Raw genomic sequence first — 19,679 nt, 5'->3', positions numbered from 1 at the left:
CGACGAGACACTGCGCAGGCGTCGTGCCCGCGCATCCCGCGCATCGCGGAGCGCTCGCCCGGCCAACGCCAGCCAGGCGAGCGCGCTGCCTTGCGTTACTTTACGACGACTTGCGTACCCGCAGGTACCAATCGCAGAGCAGGCGTACTTGCTTCGGCGTGTAACCTTTCGTAACCATCCGATTGACGAAATCTTCGTGCTTGCGCTGTTCCTCCGCCGACCCTTTGGCATTAAAGGAAATCACCGGCAACAGTTCCTCCGTGTTCGAGAACATCTTCTTTTCGATCACGACGCGCAGCTTCTCGTAGCTGATCCAAGCCGGGTTCTTGCCGCCGTTCGCCGCCCTCGCCCGCAGCACGAAATTGACGATCTCGTTGCGGAAATCCTTCGGGTTGCTGATGCCGGCCGGCTTCTCGATCTTTTCGAGCTCCGCATTGAGCGCGGCGCGGTCGAAGCTCTCTCCCGTGTCGTGATCGCGGAACTCCTGATCCTGAATCCAGAAGTCGGCATAGGTGACGTAGCGATCGAAGATGTTTTGACCGTATTCCGAATACGACTCCAGATAGGCAGTCTGAATCTCCTTGCCGATGAACTCCGCGTAGCGCGAAGCCAGCAGGTCCTTCACGAAGGACAGGTATTTCTGCTCCGTTTCGGGCGGGAACTGCTCGCGTTCGATCTGCTGCTCGAGCACATACATCAGGTGCACCGGGTTCGCCGCGACTTCGGTCGAATCGAAGTTGAACACGCGCGACAGGATCTTGAACGCGAACCGCGTCGAGACGCCCGTCATGCCTTCGTCCACGCCGGCATAGTCGCGGTATTCCTGATACGACTTGGCCTTGGGATCGGTATCCTTCAGGTTTTCCCCGTCGTAGACCTGCATCTTCGAGAAGAGGTTCGAGTTCTCCGGTTCCTGCAGACGGGTAAGCACCGAGAACTGCGACATCATCTTCAGCGTGCCCGGCGCACAGACGGCGTCGGCCAGCGACGAATTGCGGATCAGCTTCTCGTAGATCTTGATCTCTTCGGACACACGCAGGCAGTACGGCACCTTCACGACGAAGATCCGGTCGAGCAACGCCTCGTTGTTGCGGTTGTTCTTGAACGCCTTCCATTCGGACTCGTTCGAGTGCGCGAGGATGATGCCGTCGAACGGTATCGCACCGAAGCCTTCCGTGCCCTTGAAGTTGCCTTCCTGCGTCGCGGTGAGCAGCGGGTGCAGCACCTTGATCGGGGCCTTGAACATTTCGACGAACTCGAGCAGGCCCTGATTGGCGAGACAAAGGCCGCCGGAGTAGCTGTAGGCGTCCGCATCGTCTTGCGCGTACTGCTCGAGCTTGCGAATGTCGACCTTGCCGACGAGCGACGAAATGTCCTGATTGTTTTCGTCGCCAGGCTCTGTCTTCGCAATGCCGATCTGGCGCAGGATCGACGGGTAGCGGCGCACCACGCGGAACTTGCGGATGTCGCCGTTGTACTCGTGCAGGCGCTTGACGGCCCACGGGCTCAGGATGCTCTTCAGGTAACGCCGTGGAATGCCGTACTGGTCCTCGAGGATCGGGCCGTCTTCGTCGTAGTCGAAGAGGCCGAGCGGCGATTCGTTGACGGGCGACCCTTTGATGGCATAGAACGGCACACGCTCCATGAGCTGCTTCAGTCGCTCTGCGATCGACGACTTGCCGCCCCCCACGGGACCCAGCAGATAGAGAATTTGCTTTTTCTCTTCGAGCCCTTGCGCCGCGTGGCGGAAGTACGAGACGACCTGCTCGATCACGTCTTCCATTCCGTAGAATTCGCGGAACGCGGGGTACACCTTGATGACCTTGTTCGCGAAGATTCGCGACAGGCGAGGATCGTTGCGGGTATCGACCTGCTCCGGATCGCCGATGGCCGCTAACATCCGTTCGGCAGCTGTGGCATATGCTGCGGGGTTTTCTTTGCAGAGCGCGAGATACTCCTCGAGCGAGAACTCTTCTTCTCGCGTCTTTTCGAAGCGGTTCGCGAAGCTGCTGTAAATATCCATGCTACCTCCTCGCCCAAGTCTGCGGTCGATGCCGTTCACGGAACCCTATACCGAGACGACCTCGCTCGATTTCATCCTAAACCCTTTTAAATTATTTTTCACGGCTTGCGTTGTTCACGTGACTCCCATCTTGGAGATACGGCGACAGTCGCCTACAATCTTCGTCCGCGCTGCGAGGGAAGCTCGTTGCGTGCCATACGCCAAGCTTCAAGCACATCGTAGTGCCTCGAAGCGCAAGCGCGCACGCCGCGACCTTCGTCTCTCGTACGTTGGCGAACCGATCAAGGGGCATCTTTGCTCTCAAAGCGTGCATCTCCCAAATAGCGGTCTTTCTGCTGCGCTGCGCGCTTGTATGCGGCCGCCCGGATTCGCGTCGCGGCCGACGTGCCGCTCTCTTCGCCGCGTCATCGCTCCTACCGTACGTATACGTGCTGGGTGGCCTGTGCGACGACATTCGTACGCGACCGTTACAACTTTTTTTCGAGGGACAGGCGTCGATTGCTCGGCAAAGCCACACAGTATGTGTGTGCGCGTTCGGCCCCTAATTCAAGTCGCACGTGAATGGACGCAGCCTGCGACGGTGCGGGGCGGTAACGCGTGGCGCTTTGCATCGATTCGCGCCAGATCGTCTTCTCGAGCAAAAGCAAACAGAAGAAGCTCGGCGAGGAGAGTCTCTGCGGGGGATCGGTTTGGATGGGGAGCACGTGCGTCGCCTCCGGTGCAACATTCGCGGCGCACATGCGTCGTTCATACCGCGTTTAACGGCGTTGTCATCGGTGCGCTTAAGGCATTTCGTGTCCGGAGCCCCCCGAGGAAACCCGCGCCTCGGGGGCGCTACGCGCCGTCATGCATCGAGCGCGACGCTCATGCAGACGGCCGTCGACTCGCGCAGCACCAGGCGTGGCGTGATGACGCGCCGGCGCGTCGGCCCGGTGAGTTCGCGGCAGATGCGCTCGATCAGCATCTTGGCCGCCGCCTCGCCCAGCGCGCGCACCGATTGGCCGACGGTCGAAAGCGCCGGATAGGTGTACCCGCTCAATTCGATGTCGTCGAAGCCGATGATCGAGCATTGCTCCGGCACACGAATGCCCCGCACGGCCGCGACGCGCAGCGCGCCGATTCCCATCATGTCGTTGCAAGCGAAGATAGCGGTCGGCTTGACTGTATCGAAGAGCTTTCCCGCCGCTTCCTGCCCGCCGCCGGCCGAAAAATCGCTTTCCACGATCGCACTCGGCTCGATTTCGATGCCGCGTTCCGCCATGGCCCGGATAAAGCCGTGCACGCGCATGGCGCTGACCGCCGTCGTCACGGGCCCGGTAATGCATCCGATCCTGACGTGTCCGAGCTCGAGCAGATGCCGCGTCGCCAGATAGGCGCCGCGCTCGTGATCGATCTGAACCAGGTCGGCGGCGAGGCCCTCGATGTTGCGATCGACGACGACGAGCGGCTCGCGCGCGTCCGCGAGGCTTTCCGCCAGCACCGCATCGTCCCCGGCGGACGCCACGATGATTCCGTCCGTACGCTTTTCCTGCAGCACGCGCAGGTAGTTGCGCTGCTTGGCCGGCTCGTCGTCGGAATTGCAGAAGAACATGCAATAGCCCGCGCGCGCGCAGCCATCCTCGATGCCGCGCGCGAGCTCGGCAAAGTAAGGATTGGTGCTGTTCGGCACGACGAGCCCGATCGTCGCCGTCGAGCGCGCCTTCAATGAGCGCGCCACCGCCGACGGCACGTAGTTGAGCTGGCGGATGGCGCGCTCGACTTTCGCGCGCACGTCGGCCGATACCGGCCGCGTGTTGTTGACCACGTGCGATACCGTCGTGAACGACACACCAGCCATGGCTGCCACATCCTTGATCGTCGCCATAACCCGTTTCTCTCTCGCTTGTTTTTCTTGACCGGCGCAACGATGGCCGGCAACCCCGATTGTGCTTGTTTCTTCCGTCTTTGTCCGCCACGTTCCCCGCGTGGCGGACAAGGACGCCTTTCCATCAACCGCGCTTGCGCCGGCTGCGATAGGTGTCGAGCACGACCGCGACGACGATCACGGCGCCCGTGATAATCCGCTTGGTCGGCTCGTTCGCGCCGATCTGCGCAAGCCCCGCCGCCAGCACCGAGATGATCAGCACGCCGAAGAAAGTGCTGATCACGGATCCGCGGCCGCCCATCAGGCTCGTGCCGCCGATCACAACTGCCGCGATGACCTGCAGCTCGAGCCCGACGCCGGCATTCGGATCGGCTGCCTCGAGGCGCGACACCTGAAAAAGCGCCGCCAGCCCCGAAAGCGCGCCCATCAGGGCGAACACGGCGACCTTGTAAGGTCGCGGATCGACGCCAGCCAGTCGCACGGCCTCCTCGTTCGTGCCGATGCCGACGAGATGGCGGCCGAACACGGTGCGCGTCAGCGCGAGCTGAGCGAAGATCATGACGGCCACCGCGAGCAGGAACGCGGGAGAGATCCCCACCGCGATCGGATTTGACAGGAAATCGAACGCATCGCCGATATAGGCGGTGCGCGAATTCGTCATCTGATAGGCCAGCCCGCGCGCCGCCTCGAGCACGCCGAGCGAGACGATGAACGAGGGAATGCGCCAACCGACTGTCACGCCACCCGTGATCGCCCCGGTCAGCGCCGCCGCCGCCATGCCGACGACCGCCGCCGGCAGCGCCGCCCATCCCCATTTGAGCGAAGCCACGCTCACGACCGAGGCCGCGAGGGCGAGCACCGAGCCGACGGACAAGTCGATTCCCGCGATGATCAGCACGAAGGTCATGCCGACCGACATGACGACCAGGTCAGGGATCTGGTTGGCGATCGTACTGAACGTTTCGTACGTCAGGAAATGCGAGCTCAACAGCGAGAACAGCGCGATCATCGCAAAGAGCGCACCGGCGAGCCCAAGATAGTTCGAAAAGCCGAGCCGCGTGCCGGTCGGCCGCGCGCTCGCCGCTTCAGTCAGGAGCCCGGCCGCGGTTTCTTGCCGCATGCGGGACGATTCGGCCAGCGCGCCGTCGGGGCGCGCCGATTGTTCGGTCATGACGGTCTCCGTGCGTTCAACGCGTTGGCGGGCGCTTGCGGCGCGCCCCCATTGCCCAGATGTCCGGCGAAAGCCGCCGCGAGCAGCGCATCCTGTGTCCAGCCGTCACGCTCGAAAATGCCGGTGAGACGTCCGGCCGACATCACGGCGATGCGGTCGCAAATCAGCATCAGCTCGCGCAGGTCGCTCGAGACCACGACGAGTGCGCGTCGTTCGCGCGAAAGCGCTCCCATCAGCCCGTAGATGTCAAACTTGGCGCCCACGTCGATGCCGCGCGTCGGCTCGTCGAAGAGCAGGACGTCCGCGTCGCGCGCGAGCCACCGGCCGATCACCACCTTCTGCTGGTTCCCGCCCGAGAGCTCGGCGACCGGCTGCGCGGGCCCCGCGGCACGCACGCGCAACGCTTCCATTTGACGCCGGGCAAGGGTGGTCTCTCTGCGCCCGTCGATGAGTCCCCAACTCGCCACGCTCGTCGTATTGCCGAGCGACACATTCGCGGCGATCGAGTGCGGCAGCAGTAGGCCCTCGCCTTTTCGGTCCTCGGTAATGAGGACGATGCCGTGCCGGACCGCATCGGCGGGGGAGCCGATGCGCACGGGCATGGGAGGCCGGCCGACCGACACGGTGCCGCGATCGGCGGTGTCGGCGCCGTAGATGAGCCGCATCAATTCCGTGCGACCGGCTCCGATTAGCCCGCTCACGCCAAAGATTTCACCCTCGCGCACTTCGAACGACACGTCGCGGACGACGTCGCCGCGCCCGAGCCCTTCGACCCTGAGCAGCGGCGCGCCGAGCTTGCGAACGCCCAACTCGATGCGCTCGCCGATCTCGCGTCCCACCATCTTCGTCACCAGCCGGTCGGTCGTGACGTCGGCCATCGCTCCCGCGTGGACGAGCCGACCGTCGCGCAATACGGCTACACGCTCGGCAATCCGCGCGAGCTCCTCCAGCCTGTGTGAAATGTAGACGACCGCGACGCCGCTTGCTTTCAATCGCTCGATCTGCTCGAACAGCAGGTCGACCTCGCGCGCGGTCAGCATCGCGGTCGGCTCGTCGAAAATCAGTACGCGCGTCTCGCCGATCAGATTGCGCGCGATCTCGACCATCTGCTGATGGCCGATGCCGAGCGAGCTGACCGGCGTGCCGGGGTCGATCGCGTCGAGTCCGACGCGCGCCATCGCGGCGCGCGCGTCGTCGGCGAGCCGACGGCGATCGACCCAGCCCAGCGCACGCGGTCCGCGCCGCGGCAGGCAATCGAAAAAGAGGTTCTCCGCCACCGACAGCGTCGGCAACAGGTTCAACTCCTGCATCACCATGCGCACGCCGAGCGCTTCGGCTTGCTGGCGGCTCGCCGGCGCATAGGGCCGGCCGCCGAGGCGCATCGTGCCCGTGGTCGGCGTCACGAGCCCGCCTACGATCTTGGACAGCGTGCTTTTGCCGGCGCCGTTCTCCCCGGTCAGGGCGAGCACCTCGCCCGCATGAAGCGCGAGCGTCACGTCGGCGAGAACGGGCTCGGCGTAGGTTTTGCCGATGCCGATCACTTCGAGCACTGCGTTCGTTTCGTCGTGGTCGATCGAATCCATCATCCGTGTTCTCGAGGCCGCCGTGGTCGCCGGCGACATCGCGCGTCGCGCTGCCGCATGACTTGCTCGGTCCCGGGTTGGGCCGACCAAAGTGAGCGCGTCCGTTCGCGCCCCTCCGGCCCTATACAACGCTAACGGCAGTGGCGGGCATTTCTTGAGTCAATTGGCTGACGAATTCGGCGCGGCCGCGGGGAATCCGCCGGAACGCTTCCTTAACTCCGATGGCGGAGTTGGGCTGGGCAGCGACCGCGGCCCCCGCCCTCCCGCGTGCCGGGCGAGGCCGCGCCGCGCCGGCCGTAAATCCCTCCGGGCGATTACTTCGAGGCCGTCTGCGTACCCGCCTTCGTCACCAGGTCGACCGGTGTCTCGACGACTTGTGACAGCTCGGACTGCTTCTTGTGCTCCTGGATCGCCTTCAGCGCGACGTCGATTCCGAATACGGCTTGCTTGGCCGCGTACTGATCCGCCGTCGCAAGCACTCGGCCGTCCTTGAGCATCGGCTTGATCGCGCCGATGTTGTCGTAGCCGACCACGTAGACCTTGCCCTGCTTGCCGGCCGCGCGCACGGCCGAGACGGCGCCGATCGCCATATTGTCGTTGCCGCAGAGCAGCGCCTTCAAGTTCGGATATTGATTCAGCATCGCGGAGGCGATCGCATTGCCCTTGTCGATTTCCCACTCGCCGGACTGGACCGAATCGATCTTCGCGCCGACCTTCTGCATCGCGGCCTTGAAGCCCGCCGTGCGCTGTTGCGCGTTCGTCGTCGTCGAGACGCCCTCGATGATGCCGACTTCGTCGCCGGCCTTCAGCTTTTTCGCGAGATAGTCGCCCACCTCCTCCGCGCCTTTCGCGTTGTCCGGACCGACGAACGGTACGTTCAGATCCTTCGATTTCAGCACGTCCGGATCGAGCCGGTTGTCGATATTGACGACGATGATGCCGGCGTCGACCGCCTTTTTGACGACGGGCACGAGCGCCTTCGAATCCGCCGGCGCGAGCACGATCGCATCGACGTGCGAATTGATCATCTGCTCGACGATGTTGATTTGCGCCGCCGTATCGGTTTCGTTCTTGATGCCGTTCGTGATCAGATCGAACTTGCTGGAGTTGTGCTTCTGATAGTCCTTCGCGCCGGTCTCCATCGTGAGGAAGAATTCGTTGGCAAGCGATTTCATCACGAGTGCGACCTTGGGCTTCTTCGCCGCCTGCGCCACGGCCTCGGTCGTGCCGAGCGGCGTCAGCGCGACGGCGAAGAGCGTCGCGGCGGCGGCAATGAAGCGGCGACGGGTGCGATCATTCATGAGGTTCTCCTTTTCCTTTTATTCGGGCTCGCGAGAGCCGCGGTTTTTGATTCGGACGCCGGCGGGAAACGTTTGCGGCTGCGCTGAGTGAGCCAGGCGCCGAGCTCGGCGCGCATCGACAGGCGCGATCCGGCCCGCCTATGCTGTACCGTTTTAGCAGCGTACGCAAGGAGAGTTGAATTGGCATCGGTCGGGGGTTTCCCTGACCGACGCCGGAAGAAAACATGCACGAGTCGCCGAGCCCTGCCGCGGATTCGACTCAATGAGAATGGGGCGGCCCCTAGAGCTTATCGACCGAAGACCCGTCGATCTTCCCGTCGATGATGTCACGGGCGTATTGCAGACCGATCTTGTGTGCCTCCAGCTGGTCGTCGAGCGGATCGTGTTCGGGAACACCGAACATTTCGGCCTTCGCGCGCTCGCCGCGCGACTTGCGCGCGATCGTCACGACGATGTCGAAGCGGCGCGGCGCATCGGCCGGCTGGTCGGGCTCCTTGGCCCGCCGCAACGCTTGAACGCCGATCGCGTACCCCTTGTACTGCTCGGTGAACGGCTCCAACATAGCTTGAACCCCCGTGCTACAGCACGAATAAGAATGGTTCGGCGCAAAGAAGCGGTCGAGCGCCATCGGCTTCGCCCCGGCCCGCGCGCGCCGCGTGGTAGGCGGGCCGGTTGGGCAGATGCAAGACCCGTTCCCTCCCCGAAGGGCAACCGGCACGGCTTACCGCCTTCGCGTCAGCCGCAGGTGCCCGCGCGCGAACGGCGGAGGTCGGTGCGTCAAATGCCGGAAACATTGAAGAATTTACCGGTTCGTCGGCATTGCCTCCCCATGGCCGCGACGATTCGTCGCATTTCTTCTATGATGGCTGCCAAGACGGCCGCTTTCCCAATCGAAAACAGAAACGCCAAGGGCCGCCCTCTCGTCGTCGATGCGCAATGCATAGCGGAGGCAGGAATGGCATGGAGACACAACCGGTGGGTCAAGCGCTGGATCGTTACGATCCTCGTTTGGGCCGTGCCGGTGACGATCGTCGCGGTTCACGAAATCCGCGAGGAAATGAGCTACAACATCGTCGATCGCGACCGCGCGCTGACGACGTGGGAATTCACCGACGGGCAGCGGGCGGCAGGCGCTCCCGCACGCTGTCATGGCTCACCCGACGAGGCGCGCGCGGCCGGTTGTCCGGCGGACGTCCTCGCGGCCAACGCGCCGCGCCATCAAGCGGCGATCGACGAGTACGTGCTGAGGCGGGAGACGCTCGTGAGCTATCTCTGGCACGCGTTCGTCGGCTACTGGGTCGTGCCGGCGGCGTTTCTCTTCGCGCTGGGACTCGTCATCGCGGGGATTCGACGCGCGCTGAGGCGGCCGCCGATTCCGAAGAGCCCCGCACACCACTGAGCCGAATTCGGGACAGGTCCAGGCATGGCCTGTGCTTCGCCCTCCTTCGTCAGCGCTTCTTTCGCGCGAGCGGGAAGGCGTGACTAATGGAATGCGTTCCGACTATCGTCCAGACCTGCCGTTGCAGGTTTGACCGACGGATCCCACGGAGAGAGCCATGCAAAAAGGAAGTTTCGTACTGAAGGCGGCGGGTGCCGTCGTGGCCGGCAGCCTGGTGCTCGCGGGCTGTACGGCAACCACCAATAAGGGCAATCCGGTGGGCGAAAGCCCCGGCAGCAATGCGTCCAAGCGCCAGGACATCAACGCCGGCGTCGATGCCACGCTCTCGCGCATGTATGCGCAAGTGCCCGGCTCCCGCGAGCTCGTCTCTCGTGCCCGCGGCGTCCTCGTGTTCCCCCGCGTCCTCCAGGCCGGGTTCGTCGTCGGGGGCGAATATGGCGAGGGCGCGCTGCGTACGGGCGGGACGACTTACGCCTACTACAACCTCGTTTCCGGCTCGTTCGGCCTGCAGGCCGGCGCGCAATCGAAAGCCGTCGTCTTCCTCTTCATGACGGACGATGCGCTGAAATCGTTCGAATCGCGCCAAGGCTGGTCAGCGGGCGGCGATGCGTCGGTTGCGCTGCTGAAGATGGGCGCCAACGGGGCCGTCGATACGACGTCGGCGACTAAGCCGGTCCAGGTCATCGTCCTGACGAATGCAGGCCTCATGGCCGACCTCTCGCTGCAAGGCATGAAAATCACGCGCATGAACATCTGATGCGCGTGCTCATCGCGCGGCGCGCAGGCGCCGCGCGCCTTTCCTGCTTCCCTACCAGCCAGCGCGGCGGCCTCAGGTCGAGGCCGAATCGATCACTTTGAAGCGCGAGCGCTTCTGCGCGCGAATCACCGTCTGATAGGCGGCGAGATACTGCCTCGCCATGTGATGCGAGGTGAAGCGCTCTTCGAAGCGCCTGCGCACGCCTTCGCGCGGCAGCGTGTGGAGCCGGTTGACGGCCGCCACCGCGCTGATTTCATCCTCCACGATGAAGCCCGACACCCCCTCGTCGACGACCTCGGGCACCGAGCCGCGGTTGAACGCGATGACGGGCGTGCCGCAGGCCATCGCCTCAATCATGACGAGCCCAAACGGCTCGGGCCAATCGACGGGAAAAAGAAGTGCGTGCGCGCCCGACAGGAATTCGGCCTTCTGATCGTCGGCGATTTCGCCGATGTACTCGACGTGAGGCAAGTCGAAAAGCGGCTTGATTTCGCGGTCGAAGTACTCGCGATCAGCGGCGTCGATCTTGGCCGCGATGCGGATCGGCAACCCGCAATGGGCTGCGATGCGAATCGCGATATCGACGCGCTTTTCGGGCGAGATGCGGCCGAGAAACGCAAGATACCTCTGCTCGGTCGGCTGAGGCTGATAAAGCCGCTCAGGCAGACCGTGATAGACGGTCGTCAGCCATTTCGCCTGCGGCAACGGATGACGCTGCGCGTTCGAGATCGAAATGACGGGCGCTGTGTTGAACGTATCGAAGACCGGCTGCTGTTCCGGCAAGTCGAGCCGCCCGTGTAGCGTTGTGACGAACGGCGTTTCCTGCCGCTTGAACAACGAAAACGAGTAGTAATCCATGTGGAAGTGCAGCACGTCGAACTCTTCGGCACGGCGGCGCACGAGCTCCATCAGCAACATGTGCGGCGCCACGCGGTCACGGATCGCGGGATCGAGACGCAGCGCGCGCGGCCAGACGGCTTCCAGCTTGGCGGTCGTCTTCGAATCGCCGCTTGCGAAAAGCGTGACGTCATGACCGAGCTCGACGAGCGCCTCGGTGATGTACGAGACGACGCGCTCGGTGCCGCCGTAGAGCCGCGGCGGCACCGATTCGGTGAGCGGTGCGATCTGCGCTATTTTCATTGCCTGCACTCCATGCGAACGAGGGTTGGTTCGCCGATATGGCAAACATTTGATGGCGCCAAACATGGGATGGCGCAACCGTCGCGAGAGGCGAGCGGGCTACGGGGTTCGTTAGCCCCGGCCGCCGTCCGCGGCGCGCTGACCTCCATTATTCCGTACGGCTCCCGCAAGCAAATGCACCTTTTCACTTATTCCCGGCTGTTACAGTCGAGAAACAATCGGCAGCATTCGAATTTGAGGGTGCGTCCCGCGTCAGTCGCGTCCCTTGCAGGGATAGGCTTTGCCGAGACCGAGTGAGACGACCGTGCTCGCGTTGTAATCGCCGGCCCGCGGGTCCTCCGCCACGTACTTGCGGATCGCGTCGACGAGCGATTGGGGCGTTGTCTTCGGCGGCAGGCAGAAGTACTGACCGACCCGGGGGCCCGTGGTGCCGCCGATCGCGTCGATCGTGTTGTAGACACCGTCGGCCGCGCCCTGGACATAGCCTTTGCAGGCATTGCGCGAAGCGACGTCCGTCTGAGCGCATAGCTTAGTGAGTTGCGCTCCTGTGAACGCGAGGGCCGAAATCGGCGCGGCAAGCGCACTGAGGCATATCAAAGCCCGCAACATGGTTTTCCTTTTCTCCGAGCGATGAACGTGCGGCCACCTCAGCCCGGCGGAAGGCCCGAGCCCCGCGCCGCGTGCCCGCCGGGGACACCGTGACGGCACGGCAGTCGCCGCGCCAGGACGCTCATTTTGCACTGTTTTGCCCCGCGGCAGGCACCCCACTCGATGCCGCCTGCTCTCGCGCGAACATGTCCTGAATCGCCGCGGTGGCATCCTTGGCTTGATAGCGCTTGGCAAAATCGAGCGCCGTCATGCCGATCTGGTTCTTCAGCTTGGCATCGGCCCCGCCGTCGAGCAGTACCTTCATCGTCGTCACGTGATTGCCGCGCGCCGCCATCATCAGCGGCGTCGTGCCGTTCGGCGACGCGGCGTCGATATAGGCGGAATTGTCGATCAGCAGCTTCGCGATGTCGTCGTGACCGTTCGCGGCGGCATAGTGCAGCGGCGCCCAGCCTTTCTTGTTGACTTCCGCGCCCTTGGCGATGAGCAGCTTTACGAGATCGGCGTCGCCGTTCAGCGCGGCCAGCATCATCGCGTTCTCGTCGTGGGCGTCAAGCTTCTCGATATCGGTGTTCGGGTTGTCGATGAGCAGCTTGGCGACGTTGTCCGATTTCTCGCGCGCCGCGAGCACGAGGAGCGGCATGCCTTCGTCGTCGGTCGTATTGGGATCCATGCCGCGCTTGAGCAGCTTCGTCACGGCCGAGACATCGTCGAACTTGACCGCCTTGATGATCGCGTCCTTATCCGTCGCATGAGCCTGGCCCGCCATCGTCAGAGCCAGAATCGGGGCAGCGCAAGCCATCAACAGGCGGCGCAGGCTCAATGCCCTCCCCAACGGCCGATTCTGCCGCAGCGGGGCGGGTACACCGAAGCGCGATATAGCCGAAACCATCGTGAGCGTGTTTATCTGCACCATCTTTTCCTTTCAATTGCCTGACGACAGGCGTCGAGTGTCGAGTGTCGAGGATCAGGCCGCGCGGGGCGCCGCCGCGGCGAAGAGCCGGAAGAAATTGCCCGTCGTCGCCGCACCGAGTTCCGCCTCGGGGATCGCGCGAAGCTGCGCGATGAAGCGTCCGACATGGCTGACGTACGCAGGTTCATTGGACTTGCCCCGGTGAGGCACCGGAGCGAGATACGGCGAATCGGTTTCGATGAGCAGCCGCTCGAGCGGAACACGGCGCGCGACGTCCTGCACGTCGAGCGCGTTTTTGAACGTGACGATGCCCGAGAGCGAAATATGGAAGTTCTGCGCAAGCGCGCGCTCGGCGACGGGCCATGGCTCGGTGAAGCAATGCATGACGCCGCCGGGCTCGTGCGCATGCTCTTCGGCCATGATGCGCAAGGTATCGTCGGCCGATGCGCGCGTATGGACGATGAGCGGCTTTTTCGTCGTGCGCGCCGCGCGAATATGCGTGCGAAAACGCTCGCGCTGCCATTCCATGTCGGCGATCGAACGCCCTTCCAGACGGTAATAGTCGAGGCCCGTCTCGCCGATGGCGACGACTTTCGGATGTTCGGCCAGCTCGACGAGCTCGGCCACGGTCGGCTCGCGCGCGTCTTCATGGTCGGGGTGCACGCCGACGGAAGCGAAGACGTTTTCGTATTCGGCCGCGATCGCGAGCACCGAGGGCAGCGTCTCCAGATCGACGCTTACGCAAAGCGCATGCGTCACTTGATGCGCCTTCATGTTCTCGAGCACCTGCGGCAGGCGGTCGCCGAGGCCCTCGAAATTGATGTGGCAGTGGGAATCGACAAACATCGTGATAGGGCTCGTGTTGGTCAAGGAGTGCAAAGGCCGCGTCAGACGAACAGCTCCCGGTAGCCGATGAAGAGCGCCTCGAAGACGAGGCGCGCGTTGAGCGGATGATTTTCGACCGCCCGCTCGCGCGTGACCGTCCGCAGGTAGCGCGCGAATGCGTTGGCGTCGACGCGCGCGGCGCAGCGCGCGAGTTCGCGCTCGGCAGCCGGGAAGTAGCGCGGACGGCGAGCCGTCCGCTCGGCGAGCAGATCGTAGAGCCAACGCTGCAGCCAGCCGAGCACGACGGGTACCGGTAATTTCTGCAGTGCCTCGCCGCAGGCAAACGCGTCGCATTCGGCGCCCGCCGCGAGCTGCTTTAGCGCGAAATCGCGCAGCGCACGGTTCTCGTCGGCCGCGAGTGCGAGCGCCGCGAGCGGCGCACCGCCCGCTTCGGCGAGCAATGCGGCGGCCTCTTCGACGCCTTGGCTCGCGAGCCATTCAGCTGCCAGGTCGGCCGAGGGTGTGGGCATCGGCCATTGACGGCAGCGGCTGACGATCGTCGGCAACAGGCGGTCGATACGCGCTGATACGAGCAAGAACACGACGCCGGGCGGCGGTTCTTCAAGTGTTTTCAAAAGTGCGTTGGCGGCCGCCGCGTTCAGTGCCTCGGCCGGATAGACGAGCACGACGCGCGCGCCCCCCCGGTGCGAGCCGACGCCGCAAAAATCGAGCAGCGCGCGCACTTGCTCGATCTTGATCTCCTTGCTCGGCGTGCGCGTCTTCTTGCCTTCGTCGGCGTCGCTTTTCTCGTCGGACGGTGCGGCTCCGCCTGCGCCAACCTCGGCCGCGAGCGCCTCCGGCGCAAGCGCGCGGTAGTCGGGATGGTTGCCTTGGACGAACCAGTTGCAGGCGAGACAAGCGCGACATGGCTCGCCGTTTTCGCGCGGCGCCTCGCAGAGGAGACCCTGCGCGAGGTGTTGCGTGAAATGCAGTTTGCCGATCCCTGCCTGCCCGTGCAGCAGCAACGCGTGCGGCCATTGCGCGCGCAGCCTTTGCAGGCGGTTCCAGTCGTCGAGCTGCCAGGGGTAAATCATGATCGGGTCTTCCCGTTGGGCCTCGTTGCTTCGGGGTGCGAAAGCGGCATGCTCACATCGTGGAGATCAGCTCGTCGAGTGTCTTGCGGATGCGCTCGATGCTCTGCGTCGCATCGATGATCGCGAACCGGTACGGCGCCTCGTCCGCGCGCCGCAGGTATTCGGCGCGCGTGCGCTCGAAAAACGCCTCCGTCTCGCTCTCGAACTTGTCCGGCGAGCGTACGGCACTGCGCCGCTTGCTGGCCGTCTGCGGCGGCACATCGAAGAGCACCGTCAGGTCGGGCTGAAACCCGCCCTGCACCCAGCGCTCGAGTGTCTCGAGCTTGTCGCGCGGCAAGCCGCGCCCGCCGCCCTGGTAGGCGAAAGTAGCGTCGCTGAAGCGGTCGCTCAATACCCAGTCGCCGCGCGTCAGCGCCGGCTCGATCACTTGCGCGAGGTGCTCGCGCCGCGAGGCGAACATGAGGAGCGCTTCGGTCTCGAGATCCATCCGGCGATGCAACAGGAGCTCGCGCAAGGACTCGCCGAGCGGCGTGCCGCCAGGCTCGCGCGTGACGATGACGGCCCGCCCGCTCGCGTCGAGCTTTTCCTCGAGCCGGTCGCGAAACCAGGCGAGATGGGTGGTCTTTCCCGCGCCGTCGATCCCTTCGAATGTAATGAATTTGCCTCGCGCCATTTATTGTTGACCTCGAATGTACTTGTCGACGGCCTTGTTGTGGTCGCCGAGCGTATCGGAAAATACACTGCTCCCGTCGCCTCGGGAAACGAAGTAAAGCGCGCTCGTCTGCGCGGGGCGCATCGCCGCTTCAAGCGCCGCCGCGCCGGGCAGCGCGATCGGCGTCGGCGGCAAGCCGCGGCGCGTGTAGGTGTTGTAGGGCGTGTCGCTCTGCAGATCGTGCTTGCGCAGGTGGCCCGCGTATTCGTCGCCCAAGCCGTAGATGACGGCAGGGTCCGTCTGCAACGGCATGCCGAGCCGCAGCCGATTCGCGAAGACGGCGGCGACGAGCGGACGATCGGACGACTTGCCGGTCTCTTTCTCGACGAGCGAGGCCATCGTCAGTGCCTCATAAGGCGACTGATAGGGCAAGCCGGGCTCGCGCTCGGCCCAGGCCCGCAAAAGCTGCTGCTGCATCAGGCGATAGGCGCGGCGATAGACGTCGAGGTCGCTCGCGCCCTTATCGAAAAGATAGGTGTCGGGGAAGAACAGTCCCTCCGCGTTCGTGACGGCCGTCTCGGAGGCGCCGATCGCGGCCAGGAGCTGCGCGTCGCTCATACCGGCCGTATCGTGCTTGAGCGACGGATCGGCGTCGAGCTCGGCCCGCATGCGCTTGAACGTCCAGCCTTCGATGATCGTGACGACGTCTTCGTTCGTATCGCCGAGCGCCAGCTTTTGCAGGACCTCGTAGGGCGTGACGCCGCTCTTGAACTCATAGTTGCCCGACTTCAGCCGGCTTTGCAGGCCGAGCGCGCGCGTCATCAATATGAAAGGCTCGGGCGCGAACGGCACGCCGCCGCGGATCAATTGCTTTGCGACGCTGCGCACGCTGCTGTGCGGCTTGATCGTCACGTCGACGACGGGGGCCGAGAGCGCGACCGGCTTCATCGCCCAGTAGTAGCCGCCTCCAACGAGCGCGGCAAGCGCAACGACTGCGACTGCCCCGAGAGCGAGGCATTTCTTCAGAAGGGACATCGGAACATGGCTCGGATAGACCTCATATAATAACTTGATCGCATCCGCCAAAGTCAGGATTGACTGAAGTCCTTTTCCATGAACGTCCCCACCGTACCCGCACATCCGAACCCTGCCGCGCTTCCCGCCGCGCCGCGGCCCCAATCGGCCGAATTCGAATCGGTTCTCGCGCGCGGCGCCTTCATGCGGCTCGATCAATTCGGCGTAATCGAGGCGGCGGGCGACGACGCCGCGACATTCCTCCATGGCCAGCTCACGAACGACGTCCAGCATCTCGACGCGGCGAGCGCCCGGCTTGCCGGTTACTGCTCAGCCAAGGGCCGGCTGCTCGCGACGATGCTCGCCTGGCGCGCGGGCGAGGCGATTCGGCTGATGCTGGCGAAAGACGTGTGCGCAAGCGTGCAAAAGCGTCTGTCGATGTTCGTTCTGCGCGCGAAGGCAAAACTCGTCGACGTAACCGGCAACGTAGCCGTCGTCGGCTTCGCGGGTGACGTGCGCGGGGCGCTCTCGGCCGTTTTCGACGCGCTGCCCGACGGCGTGCACGTGCAAGTCGGCGGAGCGGCCGGCGCCCTGATCCGCGTGCCCGATGCAATCGCGCGCCCGCGCTACCTGTGGGTCGGTCCAAAGGACGAGGTCGAGGCGCGCCTGCCCGCGCTCGAGGAAAGGCTCACGCGCGCGAGTCCTGCTGTATGGGATTGGCTCGACATCCGCGCCGGCGAGGCGCGCATCACGCAAGCCGTGGCCGAGCAGTTCGTGCCGCAGATGGTCAACTACGACGTGATCGGCGCGGTGAATTTTCGCAAGGGATGTTATCCGGGGCAGGAAGTCGTCGCGCGCAGCCACTATCGCGGCACGATCAAGCGGCGTGCCGCCCTCGCGCATATCGGCGATACGGCGGGCGTCGTCCCGGGCCGTGAGGTGTTTCACTCGGCCGATCCGGCTCAGCCTTGCGGCATGATCGTCAACGCTGCCGCAGCCCCGCAAGGCGGCTTCGACGCGCTCGTCGAAATCAAGCTGGCCGCGCTCGACGAAGGCTCTATCCACCTCGGCTCGGCGGATGGCCCGGTGCTCGCGTTCGAGCCGTTGCCGTACGCGTTGCCGACTGACATCTGAGCCGCGCCTGCCCACATGTGTCTTATCGTCTTCGACTGGCGGCCCGATGCCGAGCGCGGCCCGCTTTTGACGCTGGCCGCCAACCGCGACGAGTTTTTTCGTCGCACGACCGCTCCACTCGACTGGTGGCGGGACGCGCCGCATCTGCTCGCGGGCCGCGATCTCGAAGGCGGCGGTACGTGGCTCGGGCTGTCGCGCGATGGTCGTTTCGCGGCGCTGACGAACTACCGGGCGCCGCGCGACGTTCGGCCCGGAGCGCCGACACGCGGCGCGCTCGTCGCCGGTTTTCTGACGGGTGCGGCCCTCGCGCCGCTCGACTACTTGCGAGAAGTGGCCGAGCGAGGCGCCATTTACAACGGCTTCAACCTGATCGTCGGCGACTTCCGCAGGCGCGAGTTAGGTTGGTACTGCAACCGCGGCGAGGCTCCCCCCCTTCTCGTGCGGGCCGGGACACATGGCATTTCGAATGCGGTGCTCGATACGCCTTGGCCTAAGCTCGTGCGCAAACGTGCCGAGTTGGCCGAACTCGTCGCCCTCGACCGAGAGGCGAAGCTGGCCGAGCTGATCGAGTTGATGCGCGATACGAGGATGGCGAGGGACGACGAGTTGCCCGCAACGGGCATTCCACTCGAGCGCGAACGCGCGCTTTCGGCCGCCTTCATCGAAACGCCCGACTACGGTACGCGCGGCACAACTGCCCTTCGTGTATCGGCGCACGGCGCGCGCCTTGCGGTGGAGATTATCGAACGCAGCGACGATGACGGCTCTCATCACGTCGTGCGGCCCGGCGGCGTCGAGCGGCGCTTCAGCTTCGATATTGCGGTTGCCGACTCGGTGCGCTAGCCAGAATTCGAGGCGCTGTGGGCTTCGGGCGGGATGGCCAGAGGGCGCCGCATCTCGACGTGCTCTACGCCGGCCTCTTGGAACGGATCGCCGATCCTGGTAAAGCCGTGCCGCTCATAGAACGGCACGACGCGCGATTGCGAATAGAGCCATACCGCCGCGTCGCCCCGGTCGGCCGCGTGCGCGATCAACGTGCGCAGCATGCTTGAGCCGATTCCGCGGTGGCGCGCTTCCTCGAGCACTGCAAGCCGCCCGATCGCTCCGCCGGGCAAGAGCCGACCCGTGCCGACGGGCCGGCGCCCGCGATCCGAAGCGCGATACGCGACGATGTGTAGCGCATCGAGGTCGGCATCGTCCCACTCGTGCAGCGCCGCGATGCGCTGCTCACGGAAGAAAACGGCGTCGCGAACGAGCGTCGCGTCAGCGCCGAGCCTCGGCCAGTCGCCTGTCTCCACCGTGAATTCGCTCATTGCATTTCGAGCCTCAAGATCTTTCGTCGGTGCGCGGATCGCTAGGCGCGCGCAACTGCTCGATGTCGTCGTGGCGCGTCCGAATGCTGGACAGGACGGCCGGTTGCGGAAACACGTAAAACCGTTGCTCGCGGACGGCATCGAATGCCGCCTCAGCAATTTCCGCCGCGCTTAGCCGTCCCGCGCGCACCGCCTTGCGCAGTTCCCGGGTCGCGAGAATTTGCGAGGCCGATTGCGCCCCTTCGTTGCGCCAGCGACCCGGCCGGGCGCGCTCCGCATCGGCGATGCCCGTGGGCACGAACGCCGGGCACAGCAGCGAGCACCCGATGGGTGCCGTGACCTGGCGCAAATCGTGGTAAAGCGTCTCGGTCAGTCCGACGACGGCATGCTTCGACGCATTGTAGACGCCCATCATCGGCGGCGCGAGAAAACCAGCGACGGAGGCGGTGTTGACGATATGCGCGGGCTCGTCCTGGCGCAACATGATCGGCGTGAAAACGCGCACTCCGTGGGCCACGCCCATCACGTTGACGCCCATCACCCAGGCCCAATCGTTCGCGTTCATTTCCCAGATCAAGCCGCTCGCTCCTACCCCCGCGTTGTTGAACAGCAAGTGAGCTTTGCCGTAGACCGAAAGCGTGCGCTCGGCGAGCGCCTCGACCGAACTGCCGTCGGACACGTCGGTCGGCACGCCGATCGCGCGCGCGCCCGTCGCCGTCAGCGCATCGACGACGCCGGCGAGTGCTTGCTCATCCACGTCGGCCAGCACGAGTTTCATGGCGAGCGCGGCGGCTTTTTCGGCAAATGCGCGACCGAGACCGCTCGCGGCGCCGGTGATGACGGCAACTTTGCCGTCGAAATGGTCCATCCGCTCTTCCCCTTTGTCGAGG

The 19,679-nt window shown here is 64.7% G+C and carries 19 protein-coding genes; 4 read left to right on the top strand and 15 right to left on the bottom strand.

All coding sequences use genetic code 11. From position 1 onward, the window contains the following. Positions 1–100: 100 nt before the first annotated feature. The 6 genes from B0G57_RS11730 to B0G57_RS11700 form a co-directional block, all read right to left on the bottom strand. Positions 101–2,023 (bottom strand): PrkA family serine protein kinase, encoded by a 1,923-nt coding sequence (locus B0G57_RS11730; RefSeq protein ID WP_018443356.1) that lies wholly within the window; start codon positions 2,021–2,023, stop codon positions 101–103. Positions 2,024–2,867: 844 nt separating this feature from the next. Further along, a complete protein-coding gene (locus tag B0G57_RS11720) occupies positions 2,868–3,887 on the bottom strand; it encodes a LacI family DNA-binding transcriptional regulator (RefSeq protein WP_018443358.1) in 1,020 nt (339 codons plus the stop codon). Positions 3,888–4,011: 124 nt separating this feature from the next. Continuing rightward, complete coding sequence (locus B0G57_RS11715; RefSeq protein ID WP_018443359.1) at positions 4,012–5,058, bottom strand: ABC transporter permease; 1,047 nt, start codon at positions 5,056–5,058, stop codon at positions 4,012–4,014. Next, positions 5,055–6,641, bottom strand: a complete 1,587-nt coding sequence (locus B0G57_RS11710) for a sugar ABC transporter ATP-binding protein (protein ID WP_018443360.1) — start codon at positions 6,639–6,641, stop codon at positions 5,055–5,057. Before B0G57_RS11710 ends, B0G57_RS11715 begins: the two co-directional genes overlap by 4 nt. 314 nt (positions 6,642–6,955) lie before the next feature. After that, positions 6,956–7,942 carry a sugar ABC transporter substrate-binding protein gene (locus B0G57_RS11705; protein ID WP_018443361.1) on the bottom strand — a complete coding sequence of 329 codons (987 nt, stop codon included), beginning with the start codon at positions 7,940–7,942 and terminating at the stop codon, positions 6,956–6,958. Between the two features lie 280 nt (positions 7,943–8,222). Continuing rightward, positions 8,223–8,504, bottom strand: coding sequence for a hypothetical protein (locus B0G57_RS11700; RefSeq protein ID WP_018443362.1), 282 nt, complete (start codon positions 8,502–8,504; stop codon positions 8,223–8,225). Between the two features lie 393 nt (positions 8,505–8,897). Between B0G57_RS11700 and B0G57_RS11695 the strand changes: the two genes are divergently transcribed. Together B0G57_RS11695 and B0G57_RS11690 are read left to right on the top strand one after the other, a co-directional pair. Further along, positions 8,898–9,341 (top strand): hypothetical protein, encoded by a 444-nt coding sequence (locus B0G57_RS11695; protein ID WP_026230168.1) that lies wholly within the window; start codon positions 8,898–8,900, stop codon positions 9,339–9,341. A 157-nt stretch (positions 9,342–9,498) separates the two neighbouring features. Then, a complete protein-coding gene (locus B0G57_RS11690) occupies positions 9,499–10,098 on the top strand; it encodes a BPSL1445 family SYLF domain-containing lipoprotein (protein WP_018443364.1) in 600 nt (199 codons plus the stop codon). A gap of 72 nt (positions 10,099–10,170) precedes the next feature. Here B0G57_RS11690 and B0G57_RS11685 read toward each other — a convergent pair whose 3' ends face one another. The 7 genes from B0G57_RS11685 to mltG all read right to left on the bottom strand — a co-directional run bounded on the left by B0G57_RS11685 (position 10,171) and on the right by mltG (position 16,363). Next, positions 10,171–11,238 carry a glycosyltransferase family 4 protein gene (locus B0G57_RS11685; protein WP_018443365.1) on the bottom strand — a complete coding sequence of 356 codons (1,068 nt, stop codon included), beginning with the start codon at positions 11,236–11,238 and terminating at the stop codon, positions 10,171–10,173. Between the two features lie 252 nt (positions 11,239–11,490). After that, positions 11,491–11,847 (bottom strand): Rap1a/Tai family immunity protein, encoded by a 357-nt coding sequence (locus tag B0G57_RS11680; protein WP_018443366.1) that lies wholly within the window; start codon positions 11,845–11,847, stop codon positions 11,491–11,493. Between the two features lie 121 nt (positions 11,848–11,968). After that, positions 11,969–12,760, bottom strand: coding sequence for an ankyrin repeat domain-containing protein (locus tag B0G57_RS11675; protein ID WP_018443367.1), 792 nt, complete (start codon positions 12,758–12,760; stop codon positions 11,969–11,971). Positions 12,761–12,811: 51 nt separating this feature from the next. Continuing rightward, on the bottom strand, positions 12,812–13,603 hold the full coding sequence (locus tag B0G57_RS11670; protein WP_018443368.1) for a TatD family hydrolase: 792 nt from the start codon (positions 13,601–13,603) through the stop codon (positions 12,812–12,814). 41 nt (positions 13,604–13,644) lie between these two features. Beyond that, the gene (locus B0G57_RS11665; RefSeq protein ID WP_018443369.1) at positions 13,645–14,676 is read right to left on the bottom strand and encodes a DNA polymerase III subunit delta'; all 1,032 of its coding nucleotides are present in this window, start codon (positions 14,674–14,676) and stop codon (positions 13,645–13,647) included. 52 nt (positions 14,677–14,728) lie between these two features. Beyond that, positions 14,729–15,349, bottom strand: a complete 621-nt coding sequence (gene tmk, locus B0G57_RS11660) for a dTMP kinase (protein WP_018443370.1) — start codon at positions 15,347–15,349, stop codon at positions 14,729–14,731. Then, positions 15,350–16,363, bottom strand: coding sequence for an endolytic transglycosylase MltG (gene mltG / locus B0G57_RS11655; RefSeq protein WP_026230169.1), 1,014 nt, complete (start codon positions 16,361–16,363; stop codon positions 15,350–15,352). It abuts the gene before it with no gap. A 78-nt stretch (positions 16,364–16,441) separates the two neighbouring features. On the opposite strand from mltG, the gene ygfZ reads away from it, so the two are divergent. Both ygfZ and B0G57_RS11645 read left to right on the top strand, forming a co-directional pair. After that, the gene (gene ygfZ, locus B0G57_RS11650; protein ID WP_018443372.1) at positions 16,442–17,476 is read left to right on the top strand and encodes a CAF17-like 4Fe-4S cluster assembly/insertion protein YgfZ; all 1,035 of its coding nucleotides are present in this window, start codon (positions 16,442–16,444) and stop codon (positions 17,474–17,476) included. A gap of 15 nt (positions 17,477–17,491) precedes the next feature. Continuing rightward, the gene (locus B0G57_RS11645; protein ID WP_018443373.1) at positions 17,492–18,319 is read left to right on the top strand and encodes an NRDE family protein; all 828 of its coding nucleotides are present in this window, start codon (positions 17,492–17,494) and stop codon (positions 18,317–18,319) included. Here the strand turns inward: B0G57_RS11645 and B0G57_RS11640 are convergent. Further along, positions 18,316–18,789, bottom strand: a complete 474-nt coding sequence (locus tag B0G57_RS11640; protein ID WP_018443374.1) for a GNAT family N-acetyltransferase — start codon at positions 18,787–18,789, stop codon at positions 18,316–18,318. The genes B0G57_RS11645 and B0G57_RS11640 overlap by 4 nt on opposite strands. A gap of 13 nt (positions 18,790–18,802) precedes the next feature. After that, positions 18,803–19,657, bottom strand: a complete 855-nt coding sequence (locus tag B0G57_RS11635; protein WP_018443375.1) for an SDR family NAD(P)-dependent oxidoreductase — start codon at positions 19,655–19,657, stop codon at positions 18,803–18,805. Positions 19,658–19,679: the final 22 nt, after the last annotated feature.

The sequence above is a fragment of the Trinickia symbiotica genome (genome assembly GCF_002934455.1).
GTDB classification, from domain to species: Bacteria; Pseudomonadota; Gammaproteobacteria; order Burkholderiales; family Burkholderiaceae; genus Trinickia; species Trinickia symbiotica.
Note: the sequence above shows the minus strand (reverse complement) of the source record. Positions and strands in the feature narration are given on the sequence as shown.